Source organism: Sphingobium lactosutens DS20, from assembly GCF_000445105.1.
Classification (GTDB): Bacteria; Pseudomonadota; Alphaproteobacteria; order Sphingomonadales; family Sphingomonadaceae; genus Sphingobium; species Sphingobium lactosutens.
Map to the genome: position 1 here is coordinate 170,261 of NZ_ATDP01000106.1, position 16,477 is coordinate 186,737.

Annotated in this window: 14 protein-coding genes; 6 read left to right on the forward strand and 8 right to left on the reverse strand. The window is 63.8% G+C overall.

Annotated elements, in window-relative coordinates; all coding sequences use genetic code 11:
• Positions 1-2 precede the first annotated feature (2 nt).
• Together RLDS_RS49685 and RLDS_RS49690 are read right to left on the reverse strand one after the other, a co-directional pair.
• Positions 3-2,750 carry an ATP-dependent DNA helicase gene (locus tag RLDS_RS49685; RefSeq protein WP_021227902.1) on the reverse strand — a complete coding sequence of 916 codons (2,748 nt, stop codon included), beginning with the start codon at positions 2,748-2,750 and terminating at the stop codon, positions 3-5.
• A gap of 41 nt (positions 2,751-2,791) precedes the next feature.
• Positions 2,792-3,139, reverse strand: a complete 348-nt coding sequence (locus tag RLDS_RS49690) for a PilZ domain-containing protein (RefSeq protein ID WP_031298886.1) — start codon at positions 3,137-3,139, stop codon at positions 2,792-2,794.
• Positions 3,140-3,267: 128 nt separating this feature from the next.
• On the opposite strand from RLDS_RS49690, the gene RLDS_RS49695 reads away from it, so the two are divergent.
• Positions 3,268-4,848, forward strand: coding sequence for a lysine--tRNA ligase (locus tag RLDS_RS49695; protein WP_031298887.1), 1,581 nt, complete (start codon positions 3,268-3,270; stop codon positions 4,846-4,848).
• 218 nt (positions 4,849-5,066) lie between these two features.
• Here the strand turns inward: RLDS_RS49695 and RLDS_RS49700 are convergent, their stop codons facing one another.
• From RLDS_RS49700 to RLDS_RS49710, 3 genes are all read right to left on the reverse strand, one after another.
• The gene (locus RLDS_RS49700; protein ID WP_021227905.1) at positions 5,067-5,537 is read right to left on the reverse strand and encodes an RcnB family protein; all 471 of its coding nucleotides are present in this window, start codon (positions 5,535-5,537) and stop codon (positions 5,067-5,069) included.
• 151 nt (positions 5,538-5,688) lie between these two features.
• A complete protein-coding gene (locus RLDS_RS49705) occupies positions 5,689-6,378 on the reverse strand; it encodes a prolyl hydroxylase family protein (protein WP_021227906.1) in 690 nt (229 codons plus the stop codon).
• A gap of 116 nt (positions 6,379-6,494) precedes the next feature.
• Entirely contained in the window at positions 6,495-7,421 is a 927-nt protein-coding gene (locus RLDS_RS49710; RefSeq protein WP_021227907.1) for an RcnB family protein, read from the reverse strand.
• Between the two features lie 240 nt (positions 7,422-7,661).
• Between RLDS_RS49710 and RLDS_RS49715 the strand changes: the two genes are divergently transcribed.
• Together RLDS_RS49715 and RLDS_RS49720 are read left to right on the forward strand one after the other, a co-directional pair.
• Entirely contained in the window at positions 7,662-8,201 is a 540-nt protein-coding gene (locus tag RLDS_RS49715) for a biliverdin-producing heme oxygenase (protein ID WP_031298890.1), read from the forward strand.
• Entirely contained in the window at positions 8,194-10,770 is a 2,577-nt protein-coding gene (locus tag RLDS_RS49720; RefSeq protein WP_021227909.1) for an HWE histidine kinase domain-containing protein, read from the forward strand. The genes RLDS_RS49715 and RLDS_RS49720 overlap by 8 nt, the downstream gene beginning before the upstream one ends.
• Positions 10,771-10,794: 24 nt before the next feature.
• Here RLDS_RS49720 and RLDS_RS49725 read toward each other — a convergent pair whose 3' ends face one another.
• The 3 genes from RLDS_RS49725 to RLDS_RS49735 are packed head-to-tail and all read right to left on the reverse strand — an operon-like array spanning position 10,795 to position 13,089.
• Positions 10,795-11,355, reverse strand: a complete 561-nt coding sequence (locus RLDS_RS49725) for a (2Fe-2S)-binding protein (RefSeq protein WP_021227910.1) — start codon at positions 11,353-11,355, stop codon at positions 10,795-10,797.
• On the reverse strand, positions 11,352-11,846 hold the full coding sequence (locus RLDS_RS49730) for a DUF2721 domain-containing protein (RefSeq protein WP_031298891.1): 495 nt from the start codon (positions 11,844-11,846) through the stop codon (positions 11,352-11,354). Before RLDS_RS49730 ends, RLDS_RS49725 begins: the two co-directional genes overlap by 4 nt.
• A 31-nt stretch (positions 11,847-11,877) precedes the next feature.
• Entirely contained in the window at positions 11,878-13,089 is a 1,212-nt protein-coding gene (locus RLDS_RS49735) for an LL-diaminopimelate aminotransferase (RefSeq protein ID WP_021227912.1), read from the reverse strand.
• Between the two features lie 142 nt (positions 13,090-13,231).
• Here RLDS_RS49735 and RLDS_RS49740 point away from each other — a divergent pair, with 142 nt between their 5' ends.
• The 3 genes from RLDS_RS49740 (at position 13,232) to clpS (ending at position 16,436) form a co-directional block, all read left to right on the forward strand.
• Complete coding sequence (locus RLDS_RS49740) at positions 13,232-14,971, forward strand: PHA/PHB synthase family protein (protein ID WP_031298892.1); 1,740 nt, start codon at positions 13,232-13,234, stop codon at positions 14,969-14,971.
• Positions 14,972-15,111: 140 nt separating this feature from the next.
• Entirely contained in the window at positions 15,112-15,912 is an 801-nt protein-coding gene (locus RLDS_RS49745) for a phasin family protein (protein ID WP_031298894.1), read from the forward strand.
• Between the two features lie 149 nt (positions 15,913-16,061).
• Positions 16,062-16,436, forward strand: a complete 375-nt coding sequence (gene clpS, locus RLDS_RS49750) for an ATP-dependent Clp protease adapter ClpS (protein ID WP_009822770.1) — start codon at positions 16,062-16,064, stop codon at positions 16,434-16,436.
• The last annotated feature ends 41 nt before the right edge of the window (positions 16,437-16,477 follow it).

The following is a 16,477-nucleotide window of genomic DNA, read 5'->3' on the forward strand; positions in this document are numbered from 1 at the left end:
TATCACTCCTGTCGGGGCAAGCCGGATTCGTGCCCCTGATGCCCGATGGCGGCGCGTTCGCCAAGGCTTTCGCTTCGGGCCGATCGGCTGACGGCGATAATCGCTTCGTCCAGGGTCAGCCGGCGCACGGGTGTTCCGGGCGGAAAGGCGGAGAGCAGGCGGCTGGGCATGGCGGCGGACAGAATGACGAAGCTGCCCCGATCTTCGGCCCGGCGGATCAGGCGGCCAAAGGCCTGCGCCAGCCGGGCGCGGATCAGCCGATCGTCATAGGCGCTGCCCCCGCCCGCCAGCCGTCGCGCGGCATGCAGCACCGTGGGCTTGGACCATGGCACGCCCTCCATCACCACCAGCCGCAGCGAATGGCCCGGCACATCGACCCCGTCCCGCAAGGCGTCCGTGCCCAGCAGCGACGCACGCGGGTCGTCACGAAAAATGTCGACCAGCGTGCCGGTGTCCATCGGATCGACATGCTGGGCGTAGAGCGGCAGGCCCGCGCGGGCGAGCCGGTCGGCGATGCGGGCATGGACCGCGCGCAGCCGGCGAATGGCCGTGAACAGGCCCAGCGTCCCACCGCCCGCCGCCTCGATCAACCGGCCATAGGCGCCCGACAGGCCCGCAATATCGCCGCGCTTGATGTCGGTGACGATCAGCACTTCGGCCCGTTCGGGATAGTCGAACGGGCTGCTTGCCTCGAACCGTTGCGCGCCATGGGGCAAGTGGATCGCGCCGGCGCGGGCTTCGGCATTGTCCCATTCACCCCCGCCCTTGAGCGTGGCCGAGGTGATGAGCACGCCCTGCGCGGGTTTCAGCACGGTTTCGGCGAGGGGGCGGGTCGGGTCCAGCCAATGGCGGTGGATGCCGATATCATATTCGCGCCCTTCGACCCGGTCGACGGTCATCCAGTCGACAAAGTCGGGATCGGCCGGGCCGCCGATCCGTGCCAGCAGCGCCAGCCAGGCGGCGATCAGGTCGCGCCGCCAGCCCAGCGATGCGATCGCGCCTTCGACCCGCGCCCGCGCCGCGCCATCCAGCCAGTCCGGCGCATCCTCGATGACCGCTTCCAGCCGGCGGGCGAGGCGCACCAGCGGCTTGATCAGCGCATCGAGCGCCAGCGCCGCTTCCTGCGCCGCTTCCACCAATACGCCGTCGGGTTCGGCCAGTTCGGTTTCCAGCCCGTAGCCGGCGTCCGCTTCGCCTGCATCGGCGGCGCGGGTGTAGACGGTGCCGCGCACCGCCGCGAGCAGCGCCTCCAATGGCCCGAATGGCTCGCCCGCCACCACCCGTTTCAACCAGTCATCGGCGGGCAGCGCCTGCGCCGCGTCGATGGCGGCGCGGATCGCCTGACCGCCTTCCTCATCATAGCTGGCAAGATCGGACAGGCGCGCGGCAAGGCCCCGCCTGCGGCCACGCGATCCGCCCTCAGGCCCCATGATCCACCGGCGCAGCTCGATCGCTTCCTGGCCCGACAGCGCCACCGAAAAGGTCGAATCGGCTGCGTCGAACAGATGATGGCCTTCGTCGAAGACGATGCGCTGCGGCCGCTGTCCCGTTTCGCGCCCGCGCGCGGCGTTGATCATGACCAGCGCATGATTGGCGATGACGATGTCCGCGTCCGCGCTCGCCCGGGCCGAGCGCTCGATGAAGCATTTGCGATAGTGCGGACAGCCGGCATAAATGCACTCGCCGCGCCGGTCGGTGAGCGCGGTGGAGCCGTTGCGGCGGAACAGCGTCGGCAGCCAGCCGGGAAGATCGCCGCCCACCATGTCGCCATCCTTGGTAAACGCCGCCCATCGCGCCACCAGTTGCGCCAAGATCGCCGCGCGCCCGGCAAAGCCGCCTTGCAACGCATCCTCCAGATTGAGGAGGCAGAGATAATTTTCGCGTCCCTTGCGGACGACGACGCGCCTCGCCGCCAGTGCCGGATCGGGAAACAGCCGCAGGGATTCGCGATCAAGCTGGCGTTGCAGCGCCTTGGTATAGGTCGACACCCATACCGTCCCCTGCGCTTCGCTGGCCCATAGCGACGCGGGCGCGAGATAGCCCAGGGTCTTGCCGATGCCCGTGCCCGCTTCGGCCAGCAGCATATTGGGCTGATCGCGATGGCGTTTGGGGGTGAAGGCTGCGCTGGCGGCGGCGGCATAGGCGCGCTGGCCGGGGCGTGGCTCGGCCGCAGCGCCGGTCAGCGCGTCGAGCCGGGCCAGCACCTGATTCTCGTTCAGGGTGATGGTGCGCGGGGCAGGGCGGGGCTGCGCCTCCTCCCATTCGGGCAATTTGGAAAAAAGCCAGCGATCCGCATCCTTGGGGCGCGGGATGCGCGGCACAACCAGTGGCGACCAGGGCCAGCGCAGCCGATGCAGCGCCTGCGCCGCGGTCCAGCCGCCTTCCCGCTCCGGCCAGTCGGATGCCTCCAGCCGTTCCAGCAGCAGCGTCGCGGCCTGTTGCAGCAAGCCGGGGATCTCGCCTTCCTGCGCCGGCGCGGGCAGATTCAGCGCCGCCGCCAGCCCCTTGGGCGTTGGCACCAGGAAGCGGGCGGGGTGGAGGAAGGCCCAAAGCTCCAGCAGGTCAAGGCCATTGAGTTCAGGATAGCCCAGTCGCTGGCCGGTCAACGGGGCATTGAGCAGTAGAACCGGTGTTTCGGCCGCGCGGGCGATGGCCTGCCCCTTGGCAAGGCCCATGGTGCGGCCGTCTTCGCGAAGCCAGATGCCGCCATGGCTGGCGTGGAGCGCTGGCAGGGAGGCGGGATCAATCACCCCGCTGGCTTAGAGCAGCGGGAACAAAAGGAAAACCTGTTTCAGCCCATGCGGCGGCCAAAACCGACGCCCTGCACGCGCGGCGGCACGCTCATCGCCTCGGTGCGCGCCGCGCGCGCCAGCATCAGCTTGTCGAACAAGGGGCCTTCGACAAGCGGATAAGGGAAACGGATGCCCATGCGATCCTCTTCGGACCAGCGCACCAGTCCGAAGGTGATATGACCATCCAGATCCAGCTGGCAGGATGTCCCCGCAGGCAGGGAACATCCCGACACCTGCGCGCCGCCCTCACTCAGATCGATGACCACTCCGTCCTGACAATCCAGAACGGTCGTCACGATAACAGGTATCTCGACAGACACGCGTTGATGGCCGCGTTGTACGTGCATATCGCCTCCACTTCGCGCAACTATAGCATATTGTACATCGACGACGCAAAGCGGCGCATGCTTCCTGTCGACCTTTGTCATCAAAAGGCGTTTTCTTTCCTTGCCGTCGGGACTAGGGGCTGTCCATCATGACTATGCCCGATCCGCTCCGTATCGCCGCTCAGGCGTCCAAGGCCTGGCCCTATGAAGAAGCGCGCAAGCTGCTGAAGCGCTATCCCAATGGCGCGCCGGACAAAGGGCATATCCTGTTCGAAACCGGCTATGGTCCATCGGGTCTGCCGCATATCGGCACATTTAACGAAGTGCTGCGCACGACGATGGTGCGCAATGCCTATCACGCGCTGTCGGATATTCCGACGCGCCTGGTGGCGTTCAGTGACGACATGGACGGGCTGCGCAAGGTGCCCGACAATGTGCCCAACCAGGCGATGCTCAATGCGCATCTGGGAAAGCCGCTGACGCAGGTGCCCGATCCGTTCGAAAAGTTCGAAAGTTTCGCCCATCATAATAATGCGATGCTGCGGGAATTTCTCGACCGCTTCGGTTTCGATTACGAGTTCGTGTCGGCGACCGAGCAATATCGCGCGGGCGCTTTCGACGGCGCGCTGCGGCAGGTGCTGCGGCGCTACCAGGCGATCATGGACATCATGTTGCCGACGCTGCGCAAGGAGCGGCAGGCGACCTATTCGCCCGTCCTGCCGATCAGCCCCAGGAGCGGCATCGTCCTTCAGGTGCCCGTCGAGGTGATCGACGCAGAAGCGGGCCTGGTGCGCTTCGAGGATGATGGCGAGACGATCGAACAGTCTATCCTGTCGGGCGGCGCCAAGCTGCAATGGAAGGTCGACTGGGCGATGCGCTGGTATGCGCTGGGCGTCGACTATGAAATGGCGGGCAAGGACCTGATCGATTCTGTCACGCAATCGTCCAAGATTTGTCGCGCGCTCGGCGGACGCCCGCCCGAAGGCTTCAACTACGAGATGTTCCTCGACGAAAAGGGCGAGAAGATTTCCAAGTCAAAGGGCAATGGCCTCAGCCTTGAGCAATGGCTGACCTATGGCCCGCAGGAAAGCCTTGCCTTCTACGCTTATCGCGAACCCAAAAAGGCCAAGCAGCTGCACATGGGCGTGATCCCGCGCGCTGTGGACGAATATTGGCAGTTCCGCGGCAATTATCCGCGCCAGACGATCGATCAGCAACTCGGCAACCCGGTGCATCATATCCATGACGGCAAGCTGCCGCAGGGCGAGCTGCCCGTAACCTTTGGCCTGCTGCTGAACCTGGTCGGCGTCATGGGCGATGCGAGCCGCGAACAGGTCTGGGGCTATCTGCAAAATTATGTGCCGGGCGCCAGCGTCGATACCTATCCCGAACTCGATGCGCTGATCGGTCATGCACTCGCCTATCATCGCGATTTCGTTGCGCCGACGCTCCGGCGCCGCGCGCCCGAAGCGCATGAGGCGGTGGCGCTCAAGCGGCTCGACGAGGAATTGGCGGCGCTGCCCGCCGACGCATCTGCGGAAGACATCCAGAATATCGTCTACGCTATCGGTAAGGACGACGCATTCGGATTTGCCGAACTGCGTGACTGGTTCAAGGCGCTGTATCAGACGCTGCTGGGCGCGGATCAGGGGCCGCGCATGGGCAGTTTCATCGCCCTTTACGGCATCGAAAACAGCCGCAAGCTGATCGCGGAGGCGCTGGCCGCCTGATCCGGCAACATGGGGGAACAATGGCCGCAAAACGGCGTTTGCCCCTGTGGTCCACCCCCCTTTCGGACTGATGATGCGCTTCGCGCGCATTATCGGCCGCGTGCGCCCGGCAACGGGCGGCGCGGCCAAGGGCGGAATGATGCCAATCTGAATAATATGCGCAGCAAAGCGGCCCCGCTCCATATGGAGCGGGGCCGCTTTGCTATTGGTCTGCCGGCTTACCAGAAGAAGCCGCGATGCACCTGCATCACCCGTCCGGTGCGGACGTTCACCAGCAGCACGTCGTTATAGTGGCGGACCCAGCGCAGGTTCGCGCCCGGGCGGGGCAGGCGATAGCGATAGGGGTCGGCGATATAATAGCGTGAGCTGTAATAAGCCGGACGCAGCCGCGCGCCGGTGTTCCAGGCGGTGTAGCGGAAGGGCGCGCGCCAGTTGCCGCCGCGATAGACGTTGCGATGGCTGCGGCGATAGTCGCGCCAGTCCTCGCGCACTTCGCGACGGGCTTCGCGCACGTCGCGGCGCTGTTCGCGCACGTCGCGGCGATCGCCATAACGCTGCGCCTGGCGCAGATCGCGCTTTTCCTCGCGCAATTGCCGCTCGCTGCGGCGCGCTTCGCCATAGGACTGGGCCGAAGCGACACTGGGGGCGACGGTGGCGGCCAGCAGGCCCAATAGAATCAGTTTACGCATCTTTGGTCTCCCATTCAGCTTGGCGTCGAACCCTTGGCTTGGCTTGCCGGTTCCTGCGCCAGTAAGGAGAGATATGGCCCCGCGCGGCTGAACGGATCGGGAATGGTGCCGTCAGATTCCAGTCATTTATGTCGCAATATGTATCAGGCGATCAGCGCCATGGCCGCTCGCGAAACCATTTGGTGACGACATATTTGGTCCCGCGCTCCACGGGCCGGGCGGCGTGCAGGCTGAAGCGATTGGGGGCGCCGTCCCTGTCCATATTGTTCCAGATCAGGATCATGCCCTCGACCGGCGGCACCATGAATTCGCATTGCGGAAAATGGGTTTCTCCCCCGGCGTCCACCGCGGACAGATAGATCATCGCCGTCCAAGTCCGTTGCCCCCCGGTGCCACGCATCCTCTGCCAATAATCCGCCGCGACCGGGAAATAGTCGCAATGGACCTTATATTCCTGGCCCTGGGTGTAGCGCTGGCCCTGCAAGGTTTCGCCATGGGCGGCGGGCAGGCCCGTGAGGGCGCAGATCCGCGCGGTGATGGTTTCGACCAGCGGGTCCCATGGCGACAAGTTACCGCTGTGGCTGGTGCGATAGTCGGCATTGGCGCTGCCGGAAAACAGCGTCGAGGGCTGCGCATGGGCGTCGATCAGGCTGCGCAGCCCCGCGCATTCGTCTTGGCTGAGAAAATCCTGTCGGCCGAATATGTCGAGATGCGGCGTTTCGATACGGCTCACCATCGGATTGCGTTCCAGCCGTGCACGCACGGCATCGCCTATGGCTGCACGCGTTGGGGAAGCGATACCGCCATCATCGGCGGGGTCTGCGTTAAATGAGGCGGTCATGCCTTTTCCCTGCCACAGGGAGGCGGGCCATGAAAAGACCCCGACGCGTCACCGCGCCGGGGTCAGGGACTCCTGAAGGCCAGTTCAGGAAGCCGTATGTTCACACCAACAGAGCCTCACCAGAAGAAGTCGCGAATGACATCAACGACATAGCCGTCGCGAATATCGACCAGCAGCGCATCGTCATAATAGCGGATCCAGCGCAGCGAGCCATATGCTGGTGGCAGACGATAGGCGTAGGGATCGTTGATCCAGTAATTATTGGCGTAGAGCAGATCGTTCAGGAAAAAACCGACTGAGAAAGACCGATAGCCATAGGACCACCCGCGCGGCGCATAATAGCGACCGACCCGGTAGCGATCGCCATAGCGGTTGCGATAGCTGCGCCAGTCGTAACGACGGTCCTGACGCCAGCCATTGTCCCAGCGGCGCTGGTTGGTCCACCGCGTGCGATTGTCGTAACGGCGCACGTCGACGCGCTCACGCCCGCCCGTCCAGCGCCAGTCACCCGGACGAGAGTCACCTGGTCGAGCGTCGCGGCGATCACTGCGCCAATCGGCCCGATCATCGCGTCGGTCGGAGCGCCAGTCGCGGCGATCGTCACGGCGATCCTGCCGGTCATCGCGACGATCCGCGCGCCAGTCCTGCCGGTCGTCGCGACGTTGATCCCGTTGATCCGAACGCCAGTCCCGACGATCCTCGCGCCGGTTGTCGAGGTCCGCGCGGCGTTCGGCACGCCCGGCCTGCCACTGATCGCGCCGCTCGCGCGCCTGATCGACGGCACGGGCGGCGTCGCCGCGCAGGCGATTGTCGGGCCTGACCGGCGCCATCTGACGCGGCTGTTCGGCCCGCGGTTGCGCTCTGGGCGCGCGGTTTGCGTCGCCGCGCGGCTGGCTCATGCGATTTCCCCGCGACATGGCGGCGCCATCCTCATTGCGAACACCCCGTTCGCCACGTGGGGCACGCTCCTGCGCATAAGCGGGCGCAATGCCGCCCAGCACCGTGGCGCTCATCAATCCTGCCAGCATGATCTTCTTGAACATGGGTCCAGCACTTTCTTCTAAAGGGACACTTTGCCCCTGATGATCGGTCTATATCCGGGATACAGTGAGCGACGGCTGAACCTTGATGTCAGCAATATGAAAGAATCTCGCTCCCCAATATGGCTTTTGGGGCAGGTAACGCTTAAAACGAAGGGCTAGTGTGTCGAAACGGCCTGCACGGCTTTGCTGTGCCTGATTCAGATTAAAGACATTGTTTCCCATCCCCCTTAGGACTGCCGAGTGACGAAATCCCCCGATGCTGGCCGCACCCGTCAGGCCTTGCGAGACGCGACGATGGCGAGCCACGACCGGGTCGATTCTCTGTTCGCCGGTTTTTCCCTCGATCAGCCTGATGATTATGCCGATTTTTTAAGTGCGCACAGCCGCGCCCTGTCGGCGCTGGAGCCGGTCGCGCGTCCGGATCAGGCGCGTATGCCGTTGCTGGCGCAGGACCTTGCGGCCTTGGGCGTTACGCAGCCGCAACCGCTCAGCCTGACGGCTGAACCAAGTGACGGCTATCGCTGGGGCTTGCTCTATGCGCTGGAAGGGTCGCGATTGGGCGGCGCGTTCCTTGCGCGTCGGGTAGGGGCCGGGCTGCCCAGCGCCTATCTGTCCGCGACCCATGGCAAGGGCGACTGGTTGGCCTTCCAGCGCGCGCTTGACGGTGCTGCGGCGGAGGGCGGCGAAGGCTGGCTGAACGATGCCGTGCAGGGCGCGCTCGCCGCCTTCGCCCTTTTTGCCGAAGGCGCGACAGCGCAGAAGGCGGTGGCGCATGGCTGAAGGCGATCCTGGCGACAAGGCGACCGGTCCCGACTTCGCGGTCGATCTGGGCAATTGCGACCGTGAGCCGATCCATATTCTGGGCGCGGTGCAGCCGTTCGGTTTTCTCATCGCGCTGACGGCCGATTGGTTGGTGGCGCGAGTGTCGGCCAACAGCGCGCAATTTATCGGCCTGTCGCCCGACGAAATGCTGGGCCGCCCGATCGCGGACATATTCGAAACCGATGCCATCCACGCGCTGCGCAACCGCATCACCCTGTTGCGCGGGCCGGACTCGGTCGAGCGGCTCTTTTCCATTCCGCTGATCAAGGACGGGCCCGAATTTGACGTGGCCGTTCATTTTTCCGGCCAGTCGGTCATCGTCGAAGCGGAACCGGCCAGCCATGACGAAATGGAGGCGAGCAGCACCGTCCGCTCCATGGTGTCGCGTCTGGCGCAAGCCGAAACCATGTCCGCCTTCCTGCGCGATGGCGCGCGGCAGGTGCGCGCCTTGACCGGTTTCGACCGCGTCATGGTCTATCGCTTCGCCGATGGCGGTGATGGCGAAGTGGTCGCAGAAGCCTTGCGGCCGGGTATCGAAAGCTTCTTTGGCCTCCATTATCCCGCCTCCGACATCCCGGCGCAGGCGCGTGCCCTCTATTTGCGCAATATCTTCCGCATTATCGCCGATGTGCAGGCGGATCCGGTGCCGGTCATGCCGGCGCTCGACCCTCATGGCGCGGCGCTCGACATGTCGCTGTGCCTGACGCGCGCAGTGTCGCCCATCCATATCGAATATCTGCGCAACATGGGCGTCGGCGCGTCGCTGTCGACTTCCATCATCGTCGGTGGCAAGCTTTGGGGGCTGTTCGCCTGCCATCATTATGCGCCGCGGCTGCCGACCTTTGCTCAGCGCAGCGCCGCTGAACTGTTCGGCCAGATATTCTCGATGATGCTCGAAAGCCGCGAGCGCGCGGAAACGGCGCATTATGAAGGGATGGCGCGGCAGGTGGCCGACCGGCTGCTGTCGGCGGTGGCGCAGGATCATGAACTATTGTCCAACGCGCGCTGGCTGGGCGACATCATGTTCGACACCATCCCCGCCGATGGCGTGGGCGTCTATATCGACGGGCATATCAGCCTGTCGGGTCTGACGCCGGATGAGACAGCCTTCGCCGCGATCGTGTCGATGCTCAACCGGACGGCGGCCAGCCAGATATTCACCACCGACAATCTGACGCGCCTCATTCCCGATGCGGCCCGTCATGCCGACCGGGCTGCGGGGCTGCTCGCCATTCCGATTTCGCGGCGGCCGCGCGACTATGTCGTGCTGTTTCGCGCCGAACAGCTGCGATCCGTGCGGTGGGCGGGCAAACAGGACAAGCATATCGAATATGGCCCCAACGGCCCGCGTCTGACGCCGCGCAAGAGTTTCGAGGAATGGTCGGAACTGGTAAAGGGCACGGCGCGGCCGTTCGCTCCTGCCGAATTGCGGGTGGCCGAAGCGATGCGCACCGCGCTTTTGGAGGTGATCCTGCGCCTGTCCGATTCGGCCGACGCCGAACGGCAGCGGGCAAACGAAAAGCAGGAATTGCTGATCGCCGAACTCAATCACCGCGTCCGAAACATCCTGTCGCTCATTCGCGGGCTGATCTCCCAGACGCGCGAGAGTGCTCAGTCGGTCGACGATTTTATCGGCACATTGGAAAGCCGCGTGCACGCATTGGCCCGCGCCCACGACCAAATCACCGCCGATCGCTGGAGCCCGGCGCGGCTGATCGACCTTATTGAGGTGGAAGCCGGCGCCTATCTGGCCGAACGCAGCGATCGCGTGCGGCTGACAGGTCCCAATGTGCTCCTGACGCCCGGATGCTTCACCGTCCTGGCGCTCGTCATCCACGAAATGCTGACCAACGCCGCCAAATATGGCGCGCTGTCCGATGGCGGCATCGTTGCGATCGACTGGCGAGTGGACGAAGATGGCAGCCTGCTGATCGACTGGACCGAAAGCGGCGGTCCGCCCGTCGTCGCGCCAACCCGGCGCGGGTTCGGCTCGACCGTGATCGAGCGGTCCATCCCCTATGATCTGGGCGGGAATGCCGAAATCAATTACCGGCTCGCGGGGATAGAGGCGCATTTCTGCATCCCCTCGCGCCATGTCGTGTCGGTGCTGCCCGACAGTGTCGGGCGCGATCGCGCGGCGCCGATTGTCGCCGCCACACCGGGTTTGCTGCGCAATCGCCATGTGCTGCTGGTCGAGGATAATATGATCATCGCCATGGATGGCGAGGATGCGCTGCGCGACCTGGGCGCGGAAGTCTTCACCGCCGCCAGCGTCGGACGCGCGCGCGAAGCGATTGCGCTCCAGCCCGTCGATCTGGCCGTGCTGGACTTCAACCTGGGCCATGAGAACAGCCTGGCCATTGCGGACCTTCTGGTGGAGAGGGGCGTGCCCTTCATCTTTGCCACCGGCTATGGCGACGGGCTGGAATTGCCGCCACGTTTTCAGCATGTGACGCTGGTCAAGAAACCCTATTCGGGCGCGACGCTGGCGCAGGCGCTGGAGCCGGTGATCGGCAAGCGGGATTGATCTGCCGCGCGGCCCGGCGACGGGCTAAGGCTGCTGCTTGGCCGGACTGGCCGATCGACCCAGCGCTGGCACGGTGCGCGCTGCTTCCTCCGGCGTGATGCCCGGCGGCGGGGCTGCGGCGATCCGTTCCTCCCCCCGCATGATCCGGCCCGCGCGCTTGATCGCGCCCCGCAGCCGGGGATAGATGCCGCAGCGGCAGATATTGGTGATCGCAGTGTCGATCTGCTCGTCGGTCGGATTGCTGTTTCGCCGCAGCAGGACCGAAGCCGCCATGATGACGCCCGGCACGCAATAGCCGCATTGCGACACATTGTCGGCGGCAAAGGCCTGTTGCAGCGGGTGGCCGCGATCGGGTGACAGCGCCTCGATGGTGGTGACGAACCGTCCTTCGGCATTGGCGATGCTGATCTGGCAGGATCGCACCGCTTCCCCGTCAATATCGACCGTGCAGGCGCCGCAGTCGCCCGTGCCGCACCCATATTTCGTGCCGGTGAGGTTCGATGCGTCGCGCAGCGCCCATAGCAACGGCGTGTCGGGGTCCATGCGATATTGGACCGGGCGATCGTTGACGGTAAATTTCGTCATGCGCCGGTCGGGGCCTCGCTATCATCCTCATCCTCGACCTGGTGGAACAGCACTTCGTTGCGGATGTGAATGGTGCGAGACGCGAGCCTTATTTCCTGGATGAAGGTGGCAAAGGCGGCGGTCTGAAGCAGCATCGCGAAGATGAAGATCAGCGCGATCGCGGTGCCCAGATGCGCGTTGAACAGTTCTGCGGCGAACAGCAGCATGACAACCAGACAAATGGCGCAGCCAGACGCCACCGACAGGAAGATCGCGCCGTTGACCACGCTCATCCGCTTGTCGAGCACGCGGATTTCCGCGACCAGTCGGTCATGTTCACCTCCGCGTGTCACCAGCACGCTTTGTTCGACCTTGCGCGCCCGGTCGATCACCCGCGCCAGCCGCCCGGCGCAGACATTGAGGAACGCGCCCAGGCCCGCCAGCATGAACACCGGCGCGACCGCCAGTTGGATGGTTGCCGCCACCTGGCTGACCTGGGGAAGCAGGATCATGCCGCTCATGCCGTCACTCCACCGCCTCGGGTCAGGCCGCGCCTTTCGACGACGGCGTGTTGATTCCCATCGACTTCAGATAGGCTTTGATGTTGCGCGCCGCCTGTCGCAGTCGCTGTTCATTTTCCACCATTGCAATGCGCACGAAACCCTCGCCGTCCTCGCCATAGCCCACGCCCGGCGCAACCGCGACCTTGGCGTGGGTAAGCAGCTGCTTGGAAAATTCCAGGCTCCCCATGTCCTTCAGCGCCGGCGGCAAGGGCGCCCAGCAGAACATCGACGCGCGCGCGGCGGGAATGTCCCATCCGGCGCGGCCGAAGCTTTCAACCAGCACGTCGCGGCGCTTGTGGTAGAGCAGGCGGTTCTTCTCGACAATATCCTGCGGGCCGTTGAGCGCGGCGCAGGCGGCCGCCTGGATGGGCGTGAAGGCGCCATAGTCGAGATAGGATTTCACCCGCGTCATCGCCGCAATCAGCTTGGCGTTGCCCACGGCAAAGCCCATGCGCCATCCGGCCATGGAATAGGTCTTGGACAGCGATGTAAACTCGATCGCCACGTCCTTCGCGCCGGGCACTTGCAGGATCGACGGCGTGGGATTGCCGTCATAATAAAGCTCGGAATAGGCAAGGTCGGACAGGATCCAGACCTTGTTCTCCTTGGCCCAAGCGACAAGGCGCTCGTAAAAGGCGAGGTCCACCGTCTCCGCCGTCGGGTTGGAGGGGTAATTGACCACCAGGATCGAGGGGCGCGGCACGGTGAAGGCCATGGCGCGGTCGAGCGACCGGAAATAATTTTCGTCCGGCGTCGTGGGCACCGAGCGGATCGTCGCGCCCGCGATGATGAAGCCGAAGGTATGGATCGGATAACTGGGATTGGGGGCCAGCACGACGTCGCCTGGCTCGGTGATCGCGGTGGCGAGGCTCGCCAGCCCCTCCTTCGATCCCATGGTGACGACGACCTCGGTTTCCGGGTCGATGTCGACGCCAAAGCGCCGGCCGTAATAATTGGCCTGCGCCTTGCGAAGGCCAGGGATGCCGCGCGACTGGCTATAGCCATGGGCGCTTGGCTTGCGCGCCACTTCGACCAGCTTGTCGATGACATGATCGGGCGGCGGCAGGTCAGGATTGCCCATGCCAAGGTCGATAATATCCTCCCCCGCCGCGCGCGCCGCGGCCCGCATCGCATTGACTTCTGCGATGACATAGGGCGGCAGGCGCTTCATGCGGTAGAATTCTTCGGACATTATTGGGGCTTTCCTGAAAGCATCCTGTAGGGAATAGTGCGTGACGCGCCTCTGGCGTGTCATAATCGGGCTATAACCGGCCGGATCGGGACATGCCAGCGAAAGCCGCGACGCGTGCAATGCCAGGAAGAGGATGGTGGCCATGGAAAAAAGCAACGTCATGGAGCCCCGCCTGCCGACCCTCGAAGAGATGCAGCAATGGACGCAGGTGCTGGGCCGTGCCCAGCAATTGATGCTGGAGCAGGCGGCAGGATCGACCGGCCATGCGCTGCCGTTCGATCCAGCGCTGGTCGCACGCATCCAGACCAGCTTCGCGGACGAAGGCCTGGCGCTGTGGCAGCGTTTTCTGGATGCCGGCGGCCGGCTGCGCGAACGGCCCGATCCCGCGCCGGAGACCAGTCCGGCCGCCGCCAAGGACCGGCGCTTTTCCGACCCGGCCTGGACCGAGCATCCCTTCTATGACCTCATTCGCCAAAGCTATCTGCTGCTGTCCGATTATCTGATGAAGATGGCCGATGCGGTCGACGGCGTCGATCCCAAGCAAAAGGCCAAGCTGCGCTTTGCCACGACCGGTCTGCTCGACGCCATGGCGCCCAGCAATTTCCCGCTCACCAATCCACAGGTCATGCGCAAGACGATCGAAAGCGGCGGCGAAAATCTGCTCACCGGCCTTAAGCATATGCTGGCCGACATGGAGAAGGGACAGCTCACGCACACCGACGGCACGAAGTTCGAGCTCGGCCGCAATATCGCCGCGACGCCGGGCAAGGTGATCCATGAAACCCCGCTCTACCAGCTGATCCATTATGCGCCTTCGACTGAAGAGGTGCTGGAAACCCCGCTCATCATCTTCCCGCCATGGATCAACCGCTTCTATATTCTCGACCTTTCGCCCGAAAAAAGTTTCGTCAAATGGGCGGTGGATCAGGGGATCAGCGTGTTCCTCGTGTCCTGGAAATCGGCCGACGCGTCGATGAAGGACCTGATCTGGGACGATTATATCCTGGGCGGCCAGATCGACGCGATCGATACCGTGCGCGACCTGCTGGCCGTGGAGAGCGTGCATACGATCGGCTATTGCGTGGCGGGCACGACGCTGGCCGCGACGCTGGCGCTGCTCGCCGCAAGGGGCGAAGCGGACAAGGTGGCAAGCGCGACCTTCTTCACGGCGCAGGTGGATTTCAGCCAGGCCGGCGATCTCAGCCTGTTCGTCGATGATGAGCAGATGAAACTGGTCGACCAATTGTCGGCGCAAGGCTTTCTCGACGGGCGCTACATGGCGGCGACATTCAACCTGTTGCGCGGGCGCGATCTCATCTGGAACTATGTCGTCAACAATTATCTGCTGGGCATGGATTATCCGCCGTTCGACCTGCTCTATTGGAATGGCGACACCACCAACCTGCCCGCGCGCTGGCACAAGGATTATCTGACACAGCTGTATCGCGACAATTTGCTGGTCACACCCGGCGCCATCAGCGTCGCGGGCACGCCGATCGACCTGCGCGCCATCCGCACCCCGGCCTATGTTCAGGCGGGCAAGGAGGATCATATCGCGCCGCTGGAAAGCGTGTGGAAGCTGACCGAGCATTTTGGCGGCCCGATGCGTTTTCTGCTGGCCGGATCTGGTCATATCGCGGGCGTGGTCAATCCCCCGGCGACTGGCAAATATCAATATTGGGCGTGCGAGGAGGCCCAGCCCACACTTGCGCAATTTTTGGAAAAGGCGGTCGAGACCAAGGGTAGCTGGTGGCCGGACTGGCGCGCCTGGCTGGGCGAGATCCATTCAAGGATGGTGCCGGCCAAGGGCGCGCGCATACCCGGCAAGGGTCCTTTTAAGCCAATTGAGGATGCACCGGGTCGCTACGTGAAATCGCGCTGAGCGCCAGCATTTCGTAACGTCGGATCATCTTTCGTCAAAAATGCGACGAACCGTTGATCCAATTTTGCTGCACCGCACAATAAGCCTTGCAAAGCCCGACTTCATTCTCTATTGTGCAGTGCAACAAACGGAGGATGGTCATGGCCGATACCCCCAAGGGACCGAGGACTACAGCGCGCGCGAAAGCCGGGTCGACCACTATGTCGGCTGCCGAAGCCTTGATGGCGGCAGAAGCCGCGATCGGCGCGGAACCGGCGCGTAAGAAGCCGGCGCCGCGCAAAATGGCCAAGGAGGCGCCGGAAGGTGCGCTCAAGCCGGTTGAAACCAATCCGCAGTCGGAACCTGCGCCAAAGCCTGCGCCGCCTCCTGCACCCCCGCCGCCGCCAACCGCGCCCGCCTCCACCATGATCAAGAGCCCGACAGAAATGGCCGCAACCGCCACCACCGATCCGCTGCCCGCGACAGAAGGAACCAAGATGATGAACGACGTTATGGAAACCGGAAAGAAGTTCGCCGAAGATGCCAAGGCGAAGTTTGAAACCGCTTATGCGGACTTCAACGACAAGGCCAAGGCCCATGTCGAAAAGTCGACCAAGGCGGTCGAGGAAATGAGCGATATGGCCAAGGGCAATATGGAAGCCATGGTCGAATCCGGCAAGATCGCCGCCAAGGGCATGGAAATGATGGGCCAGGAAGCCGTCGATTTCACCCGCAAGAATTTCGAAAAGGCGACCGCTTCGTTCAAGAGCCTGGCCACCGCCAAGACGCCGACCGAATTTTTCCAGCTGCAGAGCCAGCTTTTCTCCAGCAGCTTCGATGACTTCACCAAGGAAGCTGCGAAGAACAGCGAAGCGATGATGAAGCTGGCCGGCGACGTCGCCCAGCCGCTGACCGCGCGCATGTCGCTGGTCACCGACAAGGTGAAGTCGATCGCCGCCTGATCGGCGCGATCCGCCTGAAAATATCAGATCGAGGGCGTCCTCTTCCATAGGGAAGGGGGCGCCCTAGTCTTTTTGGGGGGAGGGTAGATCGGCAAACGCCCCGTCGCCCCCTTGCCATATCGAGGCGAATCGCCATATCCTTGCGCATCATGAACAGTCTCATCACCGCATCATGGCCCGTGAACATGGCGGGCCGGGACCAGGACGATCAGGGCGAGGGCCCCGGCGGACCCAATGTCGGCATCGCCACCCGTACGCGCACCCGCACCAAGAAGCCGTCGCTCTACAAGGTGCTGATGCTCAACGATGATTACACCCCGATGGAATTTGTGGTGCATGTCCTTCAAAGCTTCTTTCGCATGGACATGGAGGAAGCCACGCGCGTCATGCTGCATGTCCATCAACGCGGCGTCGGCATTTGCGGCATCTTCAGCTATGAGGTTGCCGAAACTAAGGTGAACCAGGTGATGGATTTCGCCCGTCAAAACCAGCATCCGCTCCAGTGCACGCTGGAAAAGGCCTGAACCGCTTTCGGCATTGCCTGCATCTTGGGCTGACGGGGTAC

Bases quoted from the DNA above. Each gene is read 5' to 3' on its own strand.
- RLDS_RS49740 (WP_031298892.1), top strand. From the start codon at position 13,232: ATGGAAAAAAGCAACGTCATGGAGCCCCGCCTGCCGACCCTCGAAGAG.
- RLDS_RS49710 (WP_021227907.1), bottom strand. From the start codon at position 7,421: ATGTTCAAGAAGATCATGCTGGCAGGATTGATGAGCGCCACGGTGCTG.
- clpS (WP_009822770.1), top strand. From the start codon at position 16,062: ATGAACAGTCTCATCACCGCATCATGGCCCGTGAACATGGCGGGCCGG.
- RLDS_RS49735 (WP_021227912.1), bottom strand. From the start codon at position 13,089: ATGTCCGAAGAATTCTACCGCATGAAGCGCCTGCCGCCCTATGTCATC.
- RLDS_RS49725 (WP_021227910.1), bottom strand. From the start codon at position 11,355: ATGACGAAATTTACCGTCAACGATCGCCCGGTCCAATATCGCATGGAC.
- RLDS_RS49745 (WP_031298894.1), top strand. From the start codon at position 15,112: ATGGCCGATACCCCCAAGGGACCGAGGACTACAGCGCGCGCGAAAGCC.
- RLDS_RS49730 (WP_031298891.1), bottom strand. From the start codon at position 11,846: ATGATCCTGCTTCCCCAGGTCAGCCAGGTGGCGGCAACCATCCAACTG.
- RLDS_RS49720 (WP_021227909.1), top strand. From the start codon at position 8,194: ATGGCTGAAGGCGATCCTGGCGACAAGGCGACCGGTCCCGACTTCGCG.
- RLDS_RS49705 (WP_021227906.1), bottom strand. From the start codon at position 6,378: ATGACCGCCTCATTTAACGCAGACCCCGCCGATGATGGCGGTATCGCT.
- RLDS_RS49700 (WP_021227905.1), bottom strand. From the start codon at position 5,537: ATGCGTAAACTGATTCTATTGGGCCTGCTGGCCGCCACCGTCGCCCCC.
- RLDS_RS49695 (WP_031298887.1), top strand. From the start codon at position 3,268: ATGACTATGCCCGATCCGCTCCGTATCGCCGCTCAGGCGTCCAAGGCC.
- RLDS_RS49690 (WP_031298886.1), bottom strand. From the start codon at position 3,139: ATGCACGTACAACGCGGCCATCAACGCGTGTCTGTCGAGATACCTGTT.